This is a genomic window from Exiguobacterium flavidum (assembly GCF_003344535.1).
In the GTDB taxonomy this organism is placed as follows: domain Bacteria; phylum Bacillota; class Bacilli; order Exiguobacteriales; family Exiguobacteriaceae; genus Exiguobacterium_A; species Exiguobacterium_A flavidum.
This window is the reverse complement of record NZ_QPKS01000001.1, coordinates 41374-56512: the sequence shown is the minus strand read 5'-3', so window position 1 is coordinate 56512 and position 15139 is coordinate 41374. Positions and strand designations below refer to the sequence as shown.

Here is a 15139-nt window from a genome sequence, read left to right as displayed (position 1 = left end):
TTTGTGTCATATGCTGAGCTGTCCAGTGAATGCAAGCGACTTGACGGGAAGGCTGTCCGCACTGCCGTCAAGGATTTTCCGGACATCGCGGGCGGTCTCGTCGAACGAGACGGACTCTCCCTTGATTCCCGTGAAGTCTTCCGCGACATAGAATGGCTGGGTCAGATAGGCTTCAAGTCGTTCGCCGCGGGCGTAGACTGATTGATCTGACGACGGAATACCATCTATTCCACGTACTTGTACGATTGAGCGGAGCTCCCGGTAACGGCGGAGCAACTTTTGCGCCTCGAGCTTCAAAGTGACATGCTGCGGGTCGAGAAGTCCGCCTTCGAGCAACGAGGAAGTCGACAGGACCGGATTGACGGCCGGATAGAGGTGACGTGCGCTCAAGTCAGGATCGAAATGCCAAACGGTGTCTAGCGGTCCGTAAGGCAGCTCTTCATCCATTGCGCCGCCAGTCAAGTCGAGCAGGAAGGTCGTGATCCTATCCTTGCTGTGTTCCGGAAGAGCGGCCTCGAGATCATATAAATCTCCCGATACGACGTGAGAACGGTCGGCGACGAACAGGACATCATTTTCGCGCGAAAGATCGGAGAGGGCACGGATAGCCTCATCGATGGAACGGGCCGTTATGTCTGAAAGATCTACAAGATCCTCGATTTCTGGGTGATGATTTTCCGGCGAGAGTAAGATCGTACGGAGGCCTTCTTTTTTCAGGCGATGGAATAGTTCGATCAGGACGACAAGCTGTCCCATCTTCGGTCGGGCAATCAAGCCGACCGTGCCCCCTTTTACGATAGGCGCAAACAAATCAAGCGTTTTGATGTTGGTTTGTATCATATCCTTCTTCTCCCCTCTGATGATCAGTTCGTCAAGACTGCATTTAGCGAGCGTCGCGAGTGTGACGATCGTTCTTACCTCTGCCCGTCCGACAGGTATCTTTCCCGTGCAAAGATTCGAGACAGTGGCCGGGCGGAGTCCAGCCCCCTTGGCAGCTACCGTTAGATTTGGTACACGTGATCTGAGTAAGCGGACATTCAATTGAAGGTCATCCATTCATCATCCCCCCCTTACCTTAAAGAGTAATCAAAATTACTGTTGAATGCAATAAGGAAATTTCTCTTTAAAGTAATTTTAATTACAAATCCTGTTCTGTATGAAGAAATGATCAATAGATGTTTATTATTATTGAAAAAGAGGTAAATGGATAATCAAGAGGGATTTTGGGGTTTGTTTGAATCTGCACAGAAAAAGGAGTGATAGCGATGAACATCAATCCCGATATGGATCGAGAAGATGAGCTCCTTACCGTAGCCAAGGTCGATGAAGGAGAACAGGATACAAGTGCGGTCCAAGAACCGAGACAGAACTGGAATCCAGATCGATACCGGACGAACCTGAATCCGTTCTTTCTTTCTCCCTGCAGTGTCGAGAGCAGGGATGCCACCTCGCATGAGACGGCTAAACGCTATGAAGAGGTGGAAGCGAAAGTCGCTCCTATTGAACTGCTCTTTGATCATAATGAGGGAGAGACTCCTCAAGGCAATAGAACATTCAAAAAAGGGATGCTTGTCGGAGCATTGATTGGTGGATCGGTCTCATTGATTGGTTCATTGAACAGGCTTAGACACCGGAACCATCCAAAGACCGATACGAATAAACATGCAAGAAAATAATACAAAAAAACGGGATGAAAACAGAAAGAGGAGAGCGTCCAATAACTTCGGACGCTCTCCTCTTCTGTTTTGCAGTATGACGAGCCTTACTGTAAAGTCAGCTTACGAATCCTGCCGTCGAAGTAGGTCTGTCGTCCGTCTGGTGTAATCCACGCGGCAGTGACACGGGTCGGGAACTTCAATCCTTTTACTGCACGGTGATTGGTAACCGACACGACCCATGGTATTTTCAGGAACTCACCATTTTTCTCCATGTAACGGTCCTCGGTTTCGAAGCGGATTAGTTCATGATGCTCATTGAAGGTGAATGTCCCCTTGACGGATAGCCCGTCCTGCGTAAGTTCCGCTCTTGCACGATGATCGTCAAGCTCGGTCCAGGTGATGTTCGGGCTGAGCAGGAAAGATGGAAGGAAAATCGACTCCGCAAGACACGTCACGAGGGCCGACTGGTCCATTTCCCGGCCCTTCACATCGAACATCGGGATGACTCCACCAAGGCGACCGACCATTTCACCAATGCCCGCCTGATAAGCATCCACTCCCTCGAACGGCAATCCGTAAAGCGAGGTGGTCATCCGGGCAAAGCGTTCAGGACCGGCGATGAAGTTGTAATGCTCGTAATCCATCTTGATTCGTTTATCCCCGTTGAGGATGAACGAGACCGGAAAGTAGAGGGTGTGGGAATATTGAAAGAACTGGGCACCGACATAATGATTGGCATGAAAATAGCGCTTTACGACTTTGGGCAAATCCTCTAGATCAGTTTCCTCGATCGTGCGATCCGTGATCGCGGCGTCACGGATCCGTGAGTCGACCGTTTTTTGGAAACATCGGCAGACAGGCATGCGAATCGAGCGGTAAAAAAGTATCAGGCCAAGGACTGGGATGAGGAACAACAGATGACGACGTCTCATGACACTTCCTCCTTCGATTATATGAACCTGGCAATTGTTGACACCTAAAACCTATACCTATCTGACCTTCATTGCAAGAGGAAATGAAAAAAAACCGGCACTTCGGCCTGTCCGAAAAACCAGACTGGATGTCTGGAATTCAGCCAGGCGAGAAGGCCGGTCAAATTGATATCAGATGGAGCACGAGTTGATGCCTTTTTTATGGAAGTATTTCTGGTGATATTCCTCGGCCTTGAAGAACGGGGCTGCAGGCTCGATCAATGTGACGATCGGACGTTTGAAACGACCGCTGTTTGCGAGCGCATCCTTCGCTTCCTGCGCTTTTGTACGCTGTTCTTCATCATAGAAGAAGACGACTGAGCGGTAACGGGTACCGACATCCTCGCCTTGCCGGTTGAGTTCAGTCGGATTGTGGTTCGAGAAAAAGATTTCGAGCAACGCCTCATATGAGACCTTCTCCTCGTCGAAATCGATCTTGACGACTTCCGCATGGCCAGTCGAGTCCGTATAGACGAGCTCATAGCTCGGGGCGTCGACATCCCCGCCTGCGAAACCGACCTCCGTATCGATCACACCGTCAAGAGCGCGAAACACTTCTTCGACCTCCCAAAAACAACCTCCACCGAATAATGCAGTCTTCATGAATGGAATCCCCCTTAAAATATTAGAAATTTTCTTACAGTTTACCGATTGCCGTCGTCGAGTGCAACATATGTGAGGCGATTCGTCTGAAAAAGACGCGGAATAAGAAAGAATGGTAAAATAATGGCACGATACTAATTCAAGAAATGAGGGTGACTTAATGAAGTGGATCCATACGGCAGACTGGCATCTCGGCAAAATCGTCCACGGCGAATCGATGCTCTCGAACCAGCGAAAGGCGCTCGAAGCCTTCCTATCCCTCGTGGACGCGGAGAAGCCGGATGCGATCGTCATCGCAGGCGATCTATACGATCGTGCCATCCCGCCGACAGAGGCGGTAGAACTGCTCGACGAAGTACTTGGAGAACTGATTCTCGAACGAAAAATTCCAGTGCTCGCGGTGAGTGGCAACCATGATTCGGCGGAACGCCTCCAATTCGCGACGTCCCTTTTGAAGCGTTCCGGTCTCCACCTGGCAGGAAAGTTGTCTGAGCGGATCGACGCGGTCGAAATCAAAGGCGTGACGTTCCATCTCGTCCCGTTCGCTGAACCGTCAATCGCCCGTTACGTATACGGGGACCCGGACATTCGGACGCATGAGGACGCGATGCGGCGCATCATCAAGCAAATCGAATTCGCGACAGGTCCGAACGTTTTGGTCGGGCACGCCTTCGTCACGGGTGGACTTGAGACGGACTCAGAACGACAATTATCCATCGGGACGGCCGGACAAGTGAGCGCCTCGCTGTTTGAGCGCTTCGACTACACGGCACTCGGCCATCTGCACAATCCGCTCGCCTTTCGTTCGGAGAAGGTCCGCTATAGCGGTTCACTGCTCAAATATTCTTTTTCAGAAGCGACGCATGTCAAGGGAGTCGACGTCCTCGAATGGAACGGGCGCGTCTTTTCAAGACGATTCGAACCGATCGCACCAGCACGTGATTTGCGTGAGTTGACGGGGACGCTGCTGGAATTGACGGATCCGCTCTTCTACGCGGAGCAGGCACGCGAGGACTATTTGAAGATCAATCTGACCGATACGGAAGCCTTGATCGATCCGATGGGCACCCTCAAGCGGATTTATCCGAACATTCTACACCTCGAGCGGACAGGTCTTGTCCGCGAGGCGAGTCGGGCGGTTCAGGCGACCCGGGATCAGGTTCAGGCCGCATCGATCTCTGACCTGTTCCTCGAGTTCTATGCGGACGTCCGTGAGAAGGAACCGACATCGAAGATGAAAGACATACTGGAGGAGGAAGCGACATGCGGCCAGAACGACTGACGATGCAGGCTTTCGGTCCGTTCTCGGACCGCGAGACGATCGACTTCATGAAGCTTGAAGGAAGGACGATGTTCGTCATCTCGGGTAACACCGGGGCGGGCAAGACGACGATCTTCGATGCCCTCACCTTCGCGCTCTATGGGGAGACGTCCGGGGGAGAGCGCGAGATGAATGATTTACGCAGTCATTTCGCTGCTGAGACGCTGAAAACGGAAGTTGAGCTCGAATTCAGCCTGAAAGGCGAACGCTATTTGATTTGGCGGCAGCCGACCCAACCGCATCCGAAGAACAAGACGGGAATCGCACATGAAGCCGTCCTCTCGAGGTACGACGGTTCGGATTGGAAGCCGCTCGCGACGAAGATTCCAGAAATCAAGGCGGTGATCGGCGAACTGCTGCAGCTCGACCATAAACAGTTCTCACAAATCCTGTTGCTTCCTCAGAACAAGTTCCGTGAACTGCTGATTGCCGAATCGAAGGACAAGCTGAAGATCCTGAAGCAGCTCTTCAAGACGGAGCAATACGGTGATTTCCAGTTTCGGCTGAACCGGAAGGCACTCGACTTGAAGGCGAAAATCCAAGAAACGAAGACGAAACAGCTCGCGAAGCTCGAGGAGCTGCCGCTACAAGCCTCTTGGGAAGAACTGACGAAGGAGGATATCCTGGAACGGTTCGTTCAACTTCAGGCGGAATGGACGGCGAAACTCGGTGAACTGAGGACAGATGAAGCGGCATCTCTTGAAGTTTTGCGCAAAACGGAAGAGACGCTCAGAACGGCCGAGACGATCGAAGCCATGTTCGTCGAGCTCGAGCAGGCCGAGGCGGATATCCGTTCCTTGAATGACATGCGTCCTGATGTCGATCGGCGACGTCTCAAGCTCGAAGCGGCACTCAAAGCGGTTCGTCTCGAGGCGAGCCACGGCCGCTCGAAGGATGACATGGCGACGGTCGAACGGCTGACGACGCGTCATTCCGCTTTGGCGAAGGAGCTGGAACGTCTCGCATCCGACGAACGCAGCCTCTCTGCATCCGTCCGATTCTTCGAAGAAGCCGGTCTCGCAATCAAACCGAAAGAACAGCGCATCGAACGCCTCGCCGAGCTGATCGAAGAGGAAGACAGCCGAATTCGCATGAACGAAGAACTGACGCGCCTGAAAAATGACGGGCAACGACTTGATCCTGCCCCGTTCAAAGCGAAAAAAGGGGTGCTGCAGCAACAGATCCTTGAATGGAAGAAGGCGCTTGCGACGCACCGTGATGTCCAGCATCAACTGCTCCTTTTGAAGGAGGAGGGCTTTACCGTCAAACAGGCAGAACGGATAGCACAGAGGATGGAGGCGACAGAAGGGGAGCTTTCACGGCTCGTCGCGCGCGGGAAACAGGTCCGCAACGAGAAGCAGGAGGCAGAGAAGGCATACAATGAGGCGATCCAAGCGGAGCGTGCGCATCTCGCCGTGACGCTTGCCGAATCGATGAAGCTAGGCGACGCCTGCCCGGTATGCGGCAGTCTTGACCACCCCCACAAAGCTCAAGCGTCTTCGCGAGCCAAGCCTCCTGCTGACGCGCTGCAGCAAGTCTATCTCGAGAAGCATTCGGCCCATCAGGAACTGCAGACGAACTACCGGTCGTTGTCGGCACAACTGCAAGACCTTGAACGCGAATTCGACGACTCGGCTCGGGGATTGCCGAAGGATGCCAAAGCATTGAGGGAACAAGCGAATCGTTTGAACGAAGCGGAAAAAAGTTTGCTGGAACAGGCAGCCGAGCGCGAGAAGCTTGAGCGGCTGGTCGAGGAAGCAGAGCGGCAGACAGCAGAACTTGAGCAAAAAATCGCGGCCACTGAGACGCAGCATCAGGAGGCGTTGCTTGAAGTCAGTCGTCTCGAGGCGAGACTTGTCGCGATGAATCGTCCTGGTGAGGAGATGCTCCCGGTCGATGCGATGAAGGCTGAACTGGCGCGGTTGCGATCGGAAATCTCGGAGCACACGGAAGCGAGTGTAGAGGCGAAGAAAGCACATGAAAAGGTCACTCGCGAACTTCAGTTAGTGAACGGTCAGGCGCAAATGATCGCTGAGGAAATGGCACAAGCCCGGTCGAAGGCGGAAACGAGTGGACGGATGTTCACGGAAGCGCTCGAATCAGAAGGGTTTGCGGACGAAACCGCGTTTCTTACTGCGCTCGTTCCGCGTGCGGAACGGGAAAAAATAGAGCGGGACTTGAAAGCCTATGATGAACAGCTCAATGCCTTGACCCGGGAGGTCGATCGTCTCGGGAAAATCGCGTTGAAGGAAGGGCGACCAGCGCTCGACTCGCTACGGATGGAACTTTCGACTGTCCGGGCGAACACGGCTCAAGCGACGAATCTGCGGGCAGGTGCAGAAAAGGAGTACGATCAAATCCTACAGTTGATCCGCGCATGGGAGGCGCTTCAGCAGGAAATCGACGCGGAGGATGCACGCTACGCCGTGCTTGGTGACCTCGCGGACGCCGGGATGGGGGGCAATGCGCAACGAATGACATTCGAGACGTATGTCCAGACGGCATACTTCGATGAAATCCTGCATGCCGCGAACCGTCATCTCGTCCGCATGACATCGGGCCGCTTCCAGCTCGAGCGGAAGAAGGAAGCAGGAAACAGGAAGAAGACGCACGGACTCGACCTCGACGTCTTCGATGCGTATACGTCGCAGACGCGTCACGTCAAGACGCTGTCAGGAGGAGAGAGCTTCAAGGCATCGCTTGCGCTTGCGCTCGGTTTGTCCGAAGTAGTCCAGGAGGCAAGCGGTGGGGTCTCGCTCGAGACGATGTTCATCGACGAAGGGTTCGGGACACTCGATCCCGAGTCTCTCGAACAGGCGATCGAGACGCTGTTGTCCGTCCAGGCAAGCGGACGGATGGTCGGCGTGATCAGCCACGTCGCTGAATTGAAATCGCGTGTCGACGCGCGAATCGAAGTACGCCAGGAAAAAACGGGGTCGACGATCGAAGTCGTCCTGACATAAGGGGAGATGACCATGGAGCTGAAAGGACCGCTCGTAACGAAGGACATGATCAAGGAGTCGCTCAAACAGCTGGGAGTGACGGAAGGGATGTCACTATTCGTCCATACATCCCTTAAACAGATCGGCTGGATTCCTGGAGGTGCACAGACGCTCATCACTGCCCTGATGGAGACGGTCGGTGAGGAGGGGCTGATCATGATGGCTGCCCAGTCGACGGATAATTCTGATCCGAAGAACTGGATGAACCCTCCTGTGCCAGAGGAATGGTGGCAGACGATCCGGGACGAGCTTCCGGCGTACGATCCGGCAAGGACGGTGACCCGGGGGATCGGTGTCGTCCCTGAGCTGTTCCGCACTTACCCGGGTGTACATCGGAGCGCACATCCGATGTGGTCTGTCTCGGCGTGGGGGAAAGGTGCTGCTGAGGTCGTCTCGGACCATACGCTCGAAGCCGGATTCGGCCCCGGTTCGCCGATCGATAAGTTCCTTGACCGGGACGGCCATGTCCTGCATCTCGGATCGCCTTGGGATTCGACTACCGTCTGGCATTACGCCGAGTACGGGATCGAGGGCAAGGAAATCGAGTATGGCTGTGCGATGATCGAAGACGGTGAGCGTGTCTTCAAGACGTTCAGTCACCTCGACATCGACAGTGAGATGTTCGGACCGATCGGCGCGTCGCTCAACGGGAAGGACTACGTGAATTCAGGTAGACTCGGGAATGCGGACATCCATCTCGTATCTGCTCGGAAATCGATGCCGGAAGTGATGCTTCAACTGAACAGCATGCGGAATTGGCTGATCGGCTGAAACCTTTTTGAGTTTCGCCGCGTATGAAAGAAAAAAGATATTGGAGGAGTTATATCATGGCATCAAGATTCAAAGTCAACCCCGCACTCAGACGCGGATTCGAAACGAGCGTACCGGGCGAGCGGCCGATGACGCTAGCCGGGACGACAAGCAAGATTTTTATGATGCTCCTGCTCGTCACGGCGTCAGCCGTCGCGACGTGGTACGCGGCACTGACGATATCCGGGGCGCTCGTCTACCCGGCGATGATCGGCGGTCTTGTAGTCGGTTTGATTCTCGCCTTGATCATCACGTTCAAGCCGAAGACGGCACCGGTCCTCGCACCGCTCTATGCCCTGGCTGAAGGGCTTGCGGTCGGAGGGATCTCCCTCTTGTTCGAGTCGATCTATCCGGGCATCGTCGGCAAGGCGGTACTTGCGACGTTCGCCGTCGCCTTCGCGATGTGGTTCGTCTATTCGACCGGGCTCGTCAAAGTGACGAAACGTTTCCGGGCTGCGGTCTCGGCTGCGATCCTCGCAATCCTGATCCTTTATGCGGTCAACCTGTTGATGGCGCTGTTTGGAACGAGCATTCCGTTCATGACGGGAAGCTCGACGGTCGCGATCGTCGTCCAGTTCGTCATCGTCATCGTCGCTTCACTGTCGCTCGTCATCGACTTCGATTTCATCAGCCAACAGATCCGCGCTGGTGCACCGAAAAAGATGGAGTGGATCGCGGCGTTCGGAATCATCGTGACGATCGTCTGGCTCTATATCGAGATGATCGACCTGCTCTATCGCCTCGCTGGACGGGAATGAATTGAACGAAAAAAGGACTCCCTGGGCTGTCGGAATTCGACGGCTCAAGGAGTCTTTTTTTGTAGAACGGATCAGAGGTTACTCGGATCGTCGGCTGGGCGCTTTCGCTTCTTGACGATGACGTACAGGACCGTCAGGATGGCTGCTGCGACCAACACGACATTCGTGTATGGCGCGGCTGTCTCCTTGATCGCTCGCCAATTCGAACCAAGCGAATCGCCGAGGTAAAGGAAGAGGATCGACCAAGGGATGATCGCAAGGACCGTGTAGAAAGAGAACTTGCCCTGGTCCATCTTCGCGAGGCCGGCCGGAATCGAGATGGCGTGACGAACGACGGGGATGAAGCGGGCACCGAAGATGACGCCTTGTCCGTACTTCTCGAACCAGCGCTCCGCGAGGACGAGATGATGCTCCCGAATCAGGAGGTATTTACCATAGCGCAGGATGAGCGGGCGACCGCCATAGCGGGCGAACCAGTAGAGGAAGAGCTGGGAGAAGAGCCCCCCGATGACCGCAGCTACAAGCGCGAGTGGCCAGTCGATCACCCCTTGCGAGATCATATAGCCCCCGTAGGAGAGGACGATCTCACTCGGGATGACCTCGATCATCAGGCCGAGAGCGATCCCTAGGTAACCAAAGTCAGACAGAAACAACAGTACATCATTGATGAGTGATGAAATCAATTAGGACACACCTTTCCATTACATTCATTTATTCAGTGTAGAGAAGTCGCTGTAAAAAAGAAAGAAAAAAATCACCCCACGCGAGGTGAGGTGATTGACGATCAAAGGACGAGCGCCGCGATCGTCCCGAACACGAGCAACGGAATGTTGTAGTGGAGGAACGTCGGGATGACAGTCTCACGCATGTGATCGTGCTGACCGTCGGCATTGAGTCCGCTTGTCGGTCCGAGTGTCGAGTCGGAAGCCGGACTGCCGGCATCCCCGAGCGCACCGGCCGTACCGATGATGGCGATCGTCGCTTCGAGACTGAAACCGTACTGGATGCAGAGCGGAACGAAAATCGCTGCGATGATCGGGACGGTCGAGAAGCTCGATCCGATCCCCATCGTGACGAGCAGACCGATCATCAGCATGACGAAAGCCGCGATGAGCTGTGAGTCACCCATCAGCGCCTTCGAGTTCTCGACGAGCGGCTCGATGTCACCTGTCTCGCGAAGGACGTTCGAGAAGCCGTTCGCTGAAATCATGACGAATCCGATGAAGGACATCATCCGCATACCGCGAGTGATGACGTCGTCTGCCTCTGAGAAGCGGACGAGACGAAGCAGGAGGAAGAGGACGAGGCCAGTCGTCGCAGCGATGATCATCGATTCCGTCTGCAGCTGGACGAGCAGCGTTACGAGGACGACGACGCCGCTTAAGGCGAGTTTCGTCTTCGTGATCACCGGAATTTCGTAGTCTTCCGGAGCGATATCGATCAAATCATACTGACGCGGCTTGCGGTAGTGCCAAATCGCAGTCAACAGCCCGATGACCATGCCGAGCGCCGGAAGCGCCATCGCCTTGACGACCGATCCGCCTGCTGTATCCATCCCGTTGTTCGAGAGGTTCGGCAACAGAATCTCGTTCAGGTAGATGTTACCGAATCCGACAGGGAGGAACATGTACGGCGTGACGAGGCCGAACGTGATGACGGTAGCGATCAACCGGCGATCGATCCGAAGCTCAGTGAACAGGCCGAGGAGCGGCGGAATGATGATCGGGATGAAGGCGATGTGGATCGGCAGGACGTTTTGTGAACTGATCGACAGGAGCAAGATGGCGAAGATGACGAATCCCTTCAATTGCCGAACTTGTTTTCCTGTCGCAGATCCCTTAGATTTCGTAAGCAGCGCATGTGCGAGTGCGTCAGGGAGTCCCGTCTTCGAAAGGGCGACGGCGAACGCGCCGAGCAATGCGTAGCTGAGGGCAATCTCAGCGCCTGCTCCGAGTCCGCCGACGAATGCTTCGACGGTCTTCGCATAACCGAGTCCGCTGACGAGTCCGCCAGCGAGGGCGCTCAGAACCATGGCGAGCACGATATGGACGCGGCTGAGCGCGAGGATGAATAGAAGTAACACAGCGATGATGACAGCATTGAACATGAATAAGACCACACTTTCTTTTGGTATCACTTTAATATACTAAAGAATAATACAAGCAGAGACTTGTCCTGTCAACCCTTTAGACAGTCATTTTTTCTCAAGCTGGTGAATCGATGAACGTTGGATTCTTTTGAATGAGGAAAGCACATCCCGTTTTCAAACGGGATGTGCCTGGAATGTGGCTCTCATGAAGTTGATAGACCCAGGTTGCATTCAATCCGCGAGTGCGACCGTGTCGAGTCTGCCGGTACCGGGATCGATGACGAAACCGTGTACCTTCGTACCTGGCGGAAGCAATGGATGGTTTTTGATCAGGTCGACCGAATGGCTGACGTTCGATTCGACGGAATCAAATCCGCGGAGCCAGCTCTTCAAGTCGACACCTGCCGCTTCGAGCGTCTTGAGCGTCTGCTGCTCGATGCCGCGTTCTTCCATGTCATGAATCATCTTCGCCGGATCGATCGCACTCATCCCGCAATCGTGGTGACCGATCACGACGACCTCTTCGGCACCGAGTGCATATAGGGCGACGAGAATCGACCGCATCGCTGAACCGAATGGATGTGACAGGACGGCTCCTGCGTTCTTGATGATCTTTGCGTCCCCGTTCTTCAATCCGAGCGCGTTCGGCAGGAGTTCCGTCAAGCGGGCATCCATACACGTCAGGATGACGATTTTCTTGTCGGGGAACTTGTCCGAGACGAACTTCTCATATTGCTTCTCCTCGACGAACTTTTCATTGAAGGACAGAATTTCTTTTACGACTGACATATCATTTCCCCCTCGAACGGATAAGTTTTTCATTACTCTAAGTTTAGCGTACAAGAAGAGTGGGAGGACAGACAACTGTTTGACACGCATTGAAGGAAAAAGATGTGAGAAACATCACGGGATACTGGTCGGCCGACAGGTGAAAACAGCGCAACGCCCTGAACAGGAGAAAGCGTTTACATTATTGTGAAATTGTTCACAAGTTATTCACGCACAAAACGATGAAAACAGGTTATGATTGATTTGTGAAGGAAAGCACAAACTATTCGATTCAAGACTGGCATTCCTGCATTCATCTTGTTGTCATTCACTTAAAAGTGTTCAAAAACAGGGAGGAAACCAACAATGGCCGTCAAAGAAAAAACTAAAGTCGAAGCAACACCTGTCGAGCAATCAATCAACGAACTCGTCGCAGGCGGACAAAGCGCACTCCGGACGCTCCTTACTTTCGATCAGGAAAAAATCGATACGATCGTTCGCGACATGGCGCTCGCAGGTCTCGAAAAACACGTCGAACTCGCCCGTCTCGCTGTAACGGAGACAGGTCGCGGGGTCTTCGAAGATAAAATGATCAAGAACATCTTCTCTACTGAATACATCTTCAACAGCCTGCGCGGCGAGAAGACAGTCGGAGTTCTCGAAGAGGACGTCCAGAACGGCATCACATACATCGCTGAGCCTGTCGGTGTCGTCTGCGGGGTTACACCTGTCACGAACCCGACATCGACGACGATGTTCAAGGCGATCATCGCGATCAAGACACGTAACCCGATCATCTTCGCCTTCCATCCGTCAGCCCAACAATGTTCGGTCGCGGCAGCGAAGACGCTGCGGGACGCGGCGGTACGTGCAGGTGCTCCTGAAAACTGTATCCAATGGGTCGAAGAACCGTCACTCGAGGCGACGAAAGTACTGATGAACCATGAAGGCATCGCGATGGTGCTCGCGACTGGCGGCGCCGGAATGGTCAAATCGGCCTACTCGACAGGGAAACCGGCTCTAGGCGTAGGTCCTGGTAACGTACCTTGCTACATCGAGAAGACAGCGAAGATCAAACGCGCAGTCAGCGACCTCGTCCTCTCGAAGACGTTCGACAACGGCATGATCTGTGCGTCTGAACAGGCCGTCATCGTCGACCAGGAACGCTATCAAGAGGTGCGTGAAGAGATGGAAGCACTCGGCTGCTACTTCTGTACGCCGGAAGAGAAAAAGCTGCTCGAACAACTCGTCATCCGCACGGACACATGCGCGGTCAACGCCGACATCGTCGGTAAGCCTGCTACCTGGATCGCGGAACGTGCCGGTATCACTGTACCATCAAGCACGGTCATGCTCGTCGCTGAATTGACAGGCGTCGGCAAAGAGGAACCGCTCTCTCATGAAAAACTCAGCCCGGTCCTCGGTGCCTACTGCGTCCAGTCGACGGAAGAGGCGTTCAAAGTCGCTGAGACGATGCTTGAGATCGGCGGTCTCGGCCATACGGCGGTCATCCACACGACGAACGATGACATGATGACAGCGTTTGGTTTGCGGATGAAGGCATGCCGGATCCTCGTCAACAGCCCGTCGGCACATGGTGGAATCGGTGATCTCTATAACGAATTGACTCCATCGCTCACACTCGGTTGCGGCTCTTACGGTAAGAACTCCGTCTCGGAGAACGTGACGGCGAAACATCTACTCAACGTCAAGAAGGTGGCGAAACGACGCGTGAACATGCAATGGTTCAAAGTACCTGAGAAAATCTTCTTTGAAAAGAACTCTGTCCAGTACCTCAAATCGATGAAAGACGTCTCGCGCGTCATCATCGTCACCGATCCGACGATGGTCGAGTTCGGATATGCCGACAAAGTCATCAAGAACCTGCCGCAAGGCGTCAGTTACCGCATCTTCGACCAGGTCGAACCGGATCCATCGACGACGACGGTCGAAAACGGTGCACAGGCGATGCGCGACTTCAATCCGGATCTGATCGTCGCGCTAGGCGGAGGGTCTGCGATGGATGCTGCGAAAGGAATGTGGCTCTTCTACGAACAGCCGAACGAAACGTTCTCGAACTTGCGCCAGAAGTTCCTCGACATCCGTAAGCGTGCCTACAAGTTCCCTGAGCTCGGCCGCAAAGCGAAGTTCGTCGCGATTCCGACGACTTCCGGTACGGGATCAGAAGTGACTCCGTTCACGGTCATCACGGACAAAGAGAAGAACGTGAAATACCCGATCGCTGACTACTCGCTCACACCTGACGTCGCGATCGTCGACCCGGAATTCGTCATGACGGTGCCTGCATCGATCACGGCCGACACTGGGATGGACGTCCTGACACACGCGACTGAAGCCTTCGTCTCCGTCATGGCGAATGACTATACGGACGGCCTGGCGCTTAAGGCGATCAAGATGATCTTCGACTACCTCCCGCGCGCATTCGACAACGGCAGCGACGCTGAAGCACGCGAGAAGGTCCACAACGCATCGACGATGGCAGGTATGGCGTTCGCGAATGCCTTCCTTGGGATCAACCACTCGATCGCACACAAGATCGGCGGGGAGTTCCACACGCCGCACGGTCGGACGAACGCGATCCTGATGCCGCACGTCATCCGCTACAACGCATCACGTCCGACGAAGCTCGCTTCGTTCCCGAAATATGAATCGTTCATCGCGGACGAGAGATACGCAGAGATCGCACGCTACCTCGGACTTCCTGCGAAAACGACGGAACAAGGGGTCGAATCGCTCATCCAGGCAGTGACGGAACTCGGTCAACGCCTCAACATCAAGATGTCCTTCAAGGCACAGGGCATCGATAAGGCAGAGTTCGAAGCGAAACTCGACAAGATGTCGGTCGACGCGTTCGAAGACCAGTGTACGACGGCCAACCCGAAAATGCCGCTTGTCACAGACTTGCGCGACATCATGATCAGCGCATACGAAGGAGTTTGACTAACGTAACGAAGTGACGCCCGGGAGAAGATTCCCGGGCGTTTTTCATTTTTCATTCCATTTTGGGACAGAGGGATTCAGTTCGATTAAAGACAGATGTCGGACTTCTTGGGAGAGACTTCAAGCAACTTCCTAACCATGGTGGACTACTCACCGCTTATTTGCTTCGCAACTTGAAGCGGGAGCTTCTTGGGAAGA

Annotated in this window: 12 protein-coding genes; 6 read left to right on the top strand and 6 right to left on the bottom strand. The window is 54.1% G+C overall.

The features are described 5' to 3' along the window. Positions 1 to 6: 6 nt before the first annotated feature. The gene (locus tag DFG60_RS00275; RefSeq protein ID WP_114569730.1) at positions 7 to 1056 is read right to left on the bottom strand and encodes an ATP synthase beta subunit C-terminal domain-containing protein; all 1050 of its coding nucleotides are present in this window, start codon (positions 1054 to 1056) and stop codon (positions 7 to 9) included. A 209-nt stretch (positions 1057 to 1265) separates the two neighbouring features. Between DFG60_RS00275 and DFG60_RS00270 the strand changes: the two genes are divergently transcribed. After that, a complete protein-coding gene (locus tag DFG60_RS00270; protein ID WP_114569729.1) occupies positions 1266 to 1676 on the top strand; it encodes a hypothetical protein in 411 nt (136 codons plus the stop codon). 86 nt (positions 1677 to 1762) lie between these two features. Here the strand turns inward: DFG60_RS00270 and DFG60_RS00265 are convergent, their stop codons facing one another. Continuing rightward, positions 1763 to 2590 carry a DUF6544 family protein gene (locus DFG60_RS00265; RefSeq protein WP_114569728.1) on the bottom strand — a complete coding sequence of 276 codons (828 nt, stop codon included), beginning with the start codon at positions 2588 to 2590 and terminating at the stop codon, positions 1763 to 1765. A gap of 171 nt (positions 2591 to 2761) precedes the next feature. Further along, positions 2762 to 3232 (bottom strand): peptide-methionine (S)-S-oxide reductase MsrA, encoded by a 471-nt coding sequence (msrA, locus tag DFG60_RS00260; RefSeq protein WP_114569727.1) that lies wholly within the window; start codon positions 3230 to 3232, stop codon positions 2762 to 2764. Positions 3233 to 3392: 160 nt separating this feature from the next. Here msrA and DFG60_RS00255 point away from each other — a divergent pair, with 160 nt between their 5' ends. Genes DFG60_RS00255 through DFG60_RS00240 form a run of 4 tightly spaced genes read left to right on the top strand, consistent with a single transcriptional unit; the run spans position 3393 to position 9123 of the window. After that, a complete protein-coding gene (locus DFG60_RS00255) occupies positions 3393 to 4514 on the top strand; it encodes an exonuclease SbcCD subunit D (RefSeq protein WP_114569726.1) in 1122 nt (373 codons plus the stop codon). Further along, positions 4496 to 7516 (top strand): AAA family ATPase, encoded by a 3021-nt coding sequence (locus tag DFG60_RS00250; protein WP_114569725.1) that lies wholly within the window; start codon positions 4496 to 4498, stop codon positions 7514 to 7516. The genes DFG60_RS00255 and DFG60_RS00250 overlap by 19 nt, the downstream gene beginning before the upstream one ends. Positions 7517 to 7528: 12 nt before the next feature. Then, complete coding sequence (locus tag DFG60_RS00245) at positions 7529 to 8326, top strand: aminoglycoside N(3)-acetyltransferase (RefSeq protein ID WP_114569724.1); 798 nt, start codon at positions 7529 to 7531, stop codon at positions 8324 to 8326. Between the two features lie 56 nt (positions 8327 to 8382). Further along, positions 8383 to 9123, top strand: a complete 741-nt coding sequence (locus DFG60_RS00240) for a Bax inhibitor-1/YccA family protein (protein ID WP_114569723.1) — start codon at positions 8383 to 8385, stop codon at positions 9121 to 9123. Between the two features lie 71 nt (positions 9124 to 9194). Here the strand turns inward: DFG60_RS00240 and DFG60_RS00235 are convergent, their stop codons facing one another. The 3 genes from DFG60_RS00235 to DFG60_RS00225 all read right to left on the bottom strand — a co-directional run bounded on the left by DFG60_RS00235 (position 9195) and on the right by DFG60_RS00225 (position 12001). Beyond that, on the bottom strand, positions 9195 to 9803 hold the full coding sequence (locus tag DFG60_RS00235) for a DedA family protein (protein ID WP_232818581.1): 609 nt from the start codon (positions 9801 to 9803) through the stop codon (positions 9195 to 9197). 104 nt (positions 9804 to 9907) lie between these two features. Further along, the gene (locus DFG60_RS00230) at positions 9908 to 11230 is read right to left on the bottom strand and encodes a Na+/H+ antiporter family protein (protein ID WP_114569721.1); all 1323 of its coding nucleotides are present in this window, start codon (positions 11228 to 11230) and stop codon (positions 9908 to 9910) included. 213 nt (positions 11231 to 11443) lie between these two features. After that, positions 11444 to 12001, bottom strand: coding sequence for a beta-class carbonic anhydrase (locus DFG60_RS00225; protein ID WP_114569720.1), 558 nt, complete (start codon positions 11999 to 12001; stop codon positions 11444 to 11446). A 345-nt stretch (positions 12002 to 12346) separates the two neighbouring features. Here DFG60_RS00225 and adhE point away from each other — a divergent pair, with 345 nt between their 5' ends. After that, positions 12347 to 14941: a bifunctional acetaldehyde-CoA/alcohol dehydrogenase gene (gene adhE / locus DFG60_RS00220; RefSeq protein ID WP_114569719.1), complete on the top strand. Its 2595-nt coding sequence runs from the start codon at positions 12347 to 12349 to the stop codon at positions 14939 to 14941. The last annotated feature ends 198 nt before the right edge of the window (positions 14942 to 15139 follow it).

Excerpts from the sequence above, each read along its gene's own strand:
- DFG60_RS00265 (WP_114569728.1), bottom strand. The coding sequence starts at position 2,590 with ATGAGACGTCGTCATCTGTTGTTCCTCATCCCAGTCCTTGGCCTGATA.
- DFG60_RS00240 (WP_114569723.1), top strand. The coding sequence starts at position 8,383 with ATGGCATCAAGATTCAAAGTCAACCCCGCACTCAGACGCGGATTCGAA.
- DFG60_RS00255 (WP_114569726.1), top strand. The coding sequence starts at position 3,393 with ATGAAGTGGATCCATACGGCAGACTGGCATCTCGGCAAAATCGTCCAC.
- DFG60_RS00250 (WP_114569725.1), top strand. The coding sequence starts at position 4,496 with ATGCGGCCAGAACGACTGACGATGCAGGCTTTCGGTCCGTTCTCGGAC.
- DFG60_RS00225 (WP_114569720.1), bottom strand. The coding sequence starts at position 12,001 with ATGTCAGTCGTAAAAGAAATTCTGTCCTTCAATGAAAAGTTCGTCGAG.
- adhE (WP_114569719.1), top strand. The coding sequence starts at position 12,347 with ATGGCCGTCAAAGAAAAAACTAAAGTCGAAGCAACACCTGTCGAGCAA.
- DFG60_RS00245 (WP_114569724.1), top strand. The coding sequence starts at position 7,529 with ATGGAGCTGAAAGGACCGCTCGTAACGAAGGACATGATCAAGGAGTCG.
- DFG60_RS00230 (WP_114569721.1), bottom strand. The coding sequence starts at position 11,230 with ATGTTCAATGCTGTCATCATCGCTGTGTTACTTCTATTCATCCTCGCG.
- msrA (WP_114569727.1), bottom strand. The coding sequence starts at position 3,232 with ATGAAGACTGCATTATTCGGTGGAGGTTGTTTTTGGGAGGTCGAAGAA.
- DFG60_RS00270 (WP_114569729.1), top strand. The coding sequence starts at position 1,266 with ATGAACATCAATCCCGATATGGATCGAGAAGATGAGCTCCTTACCGTA.
- DFG60_RS00275 (WP_114569730.1), bottom strand. The coding sequence starts at position 1,056 with ATGGATGACCTTCAATTGAATGTCCGCTTACTCAGATCACGTGTACCA.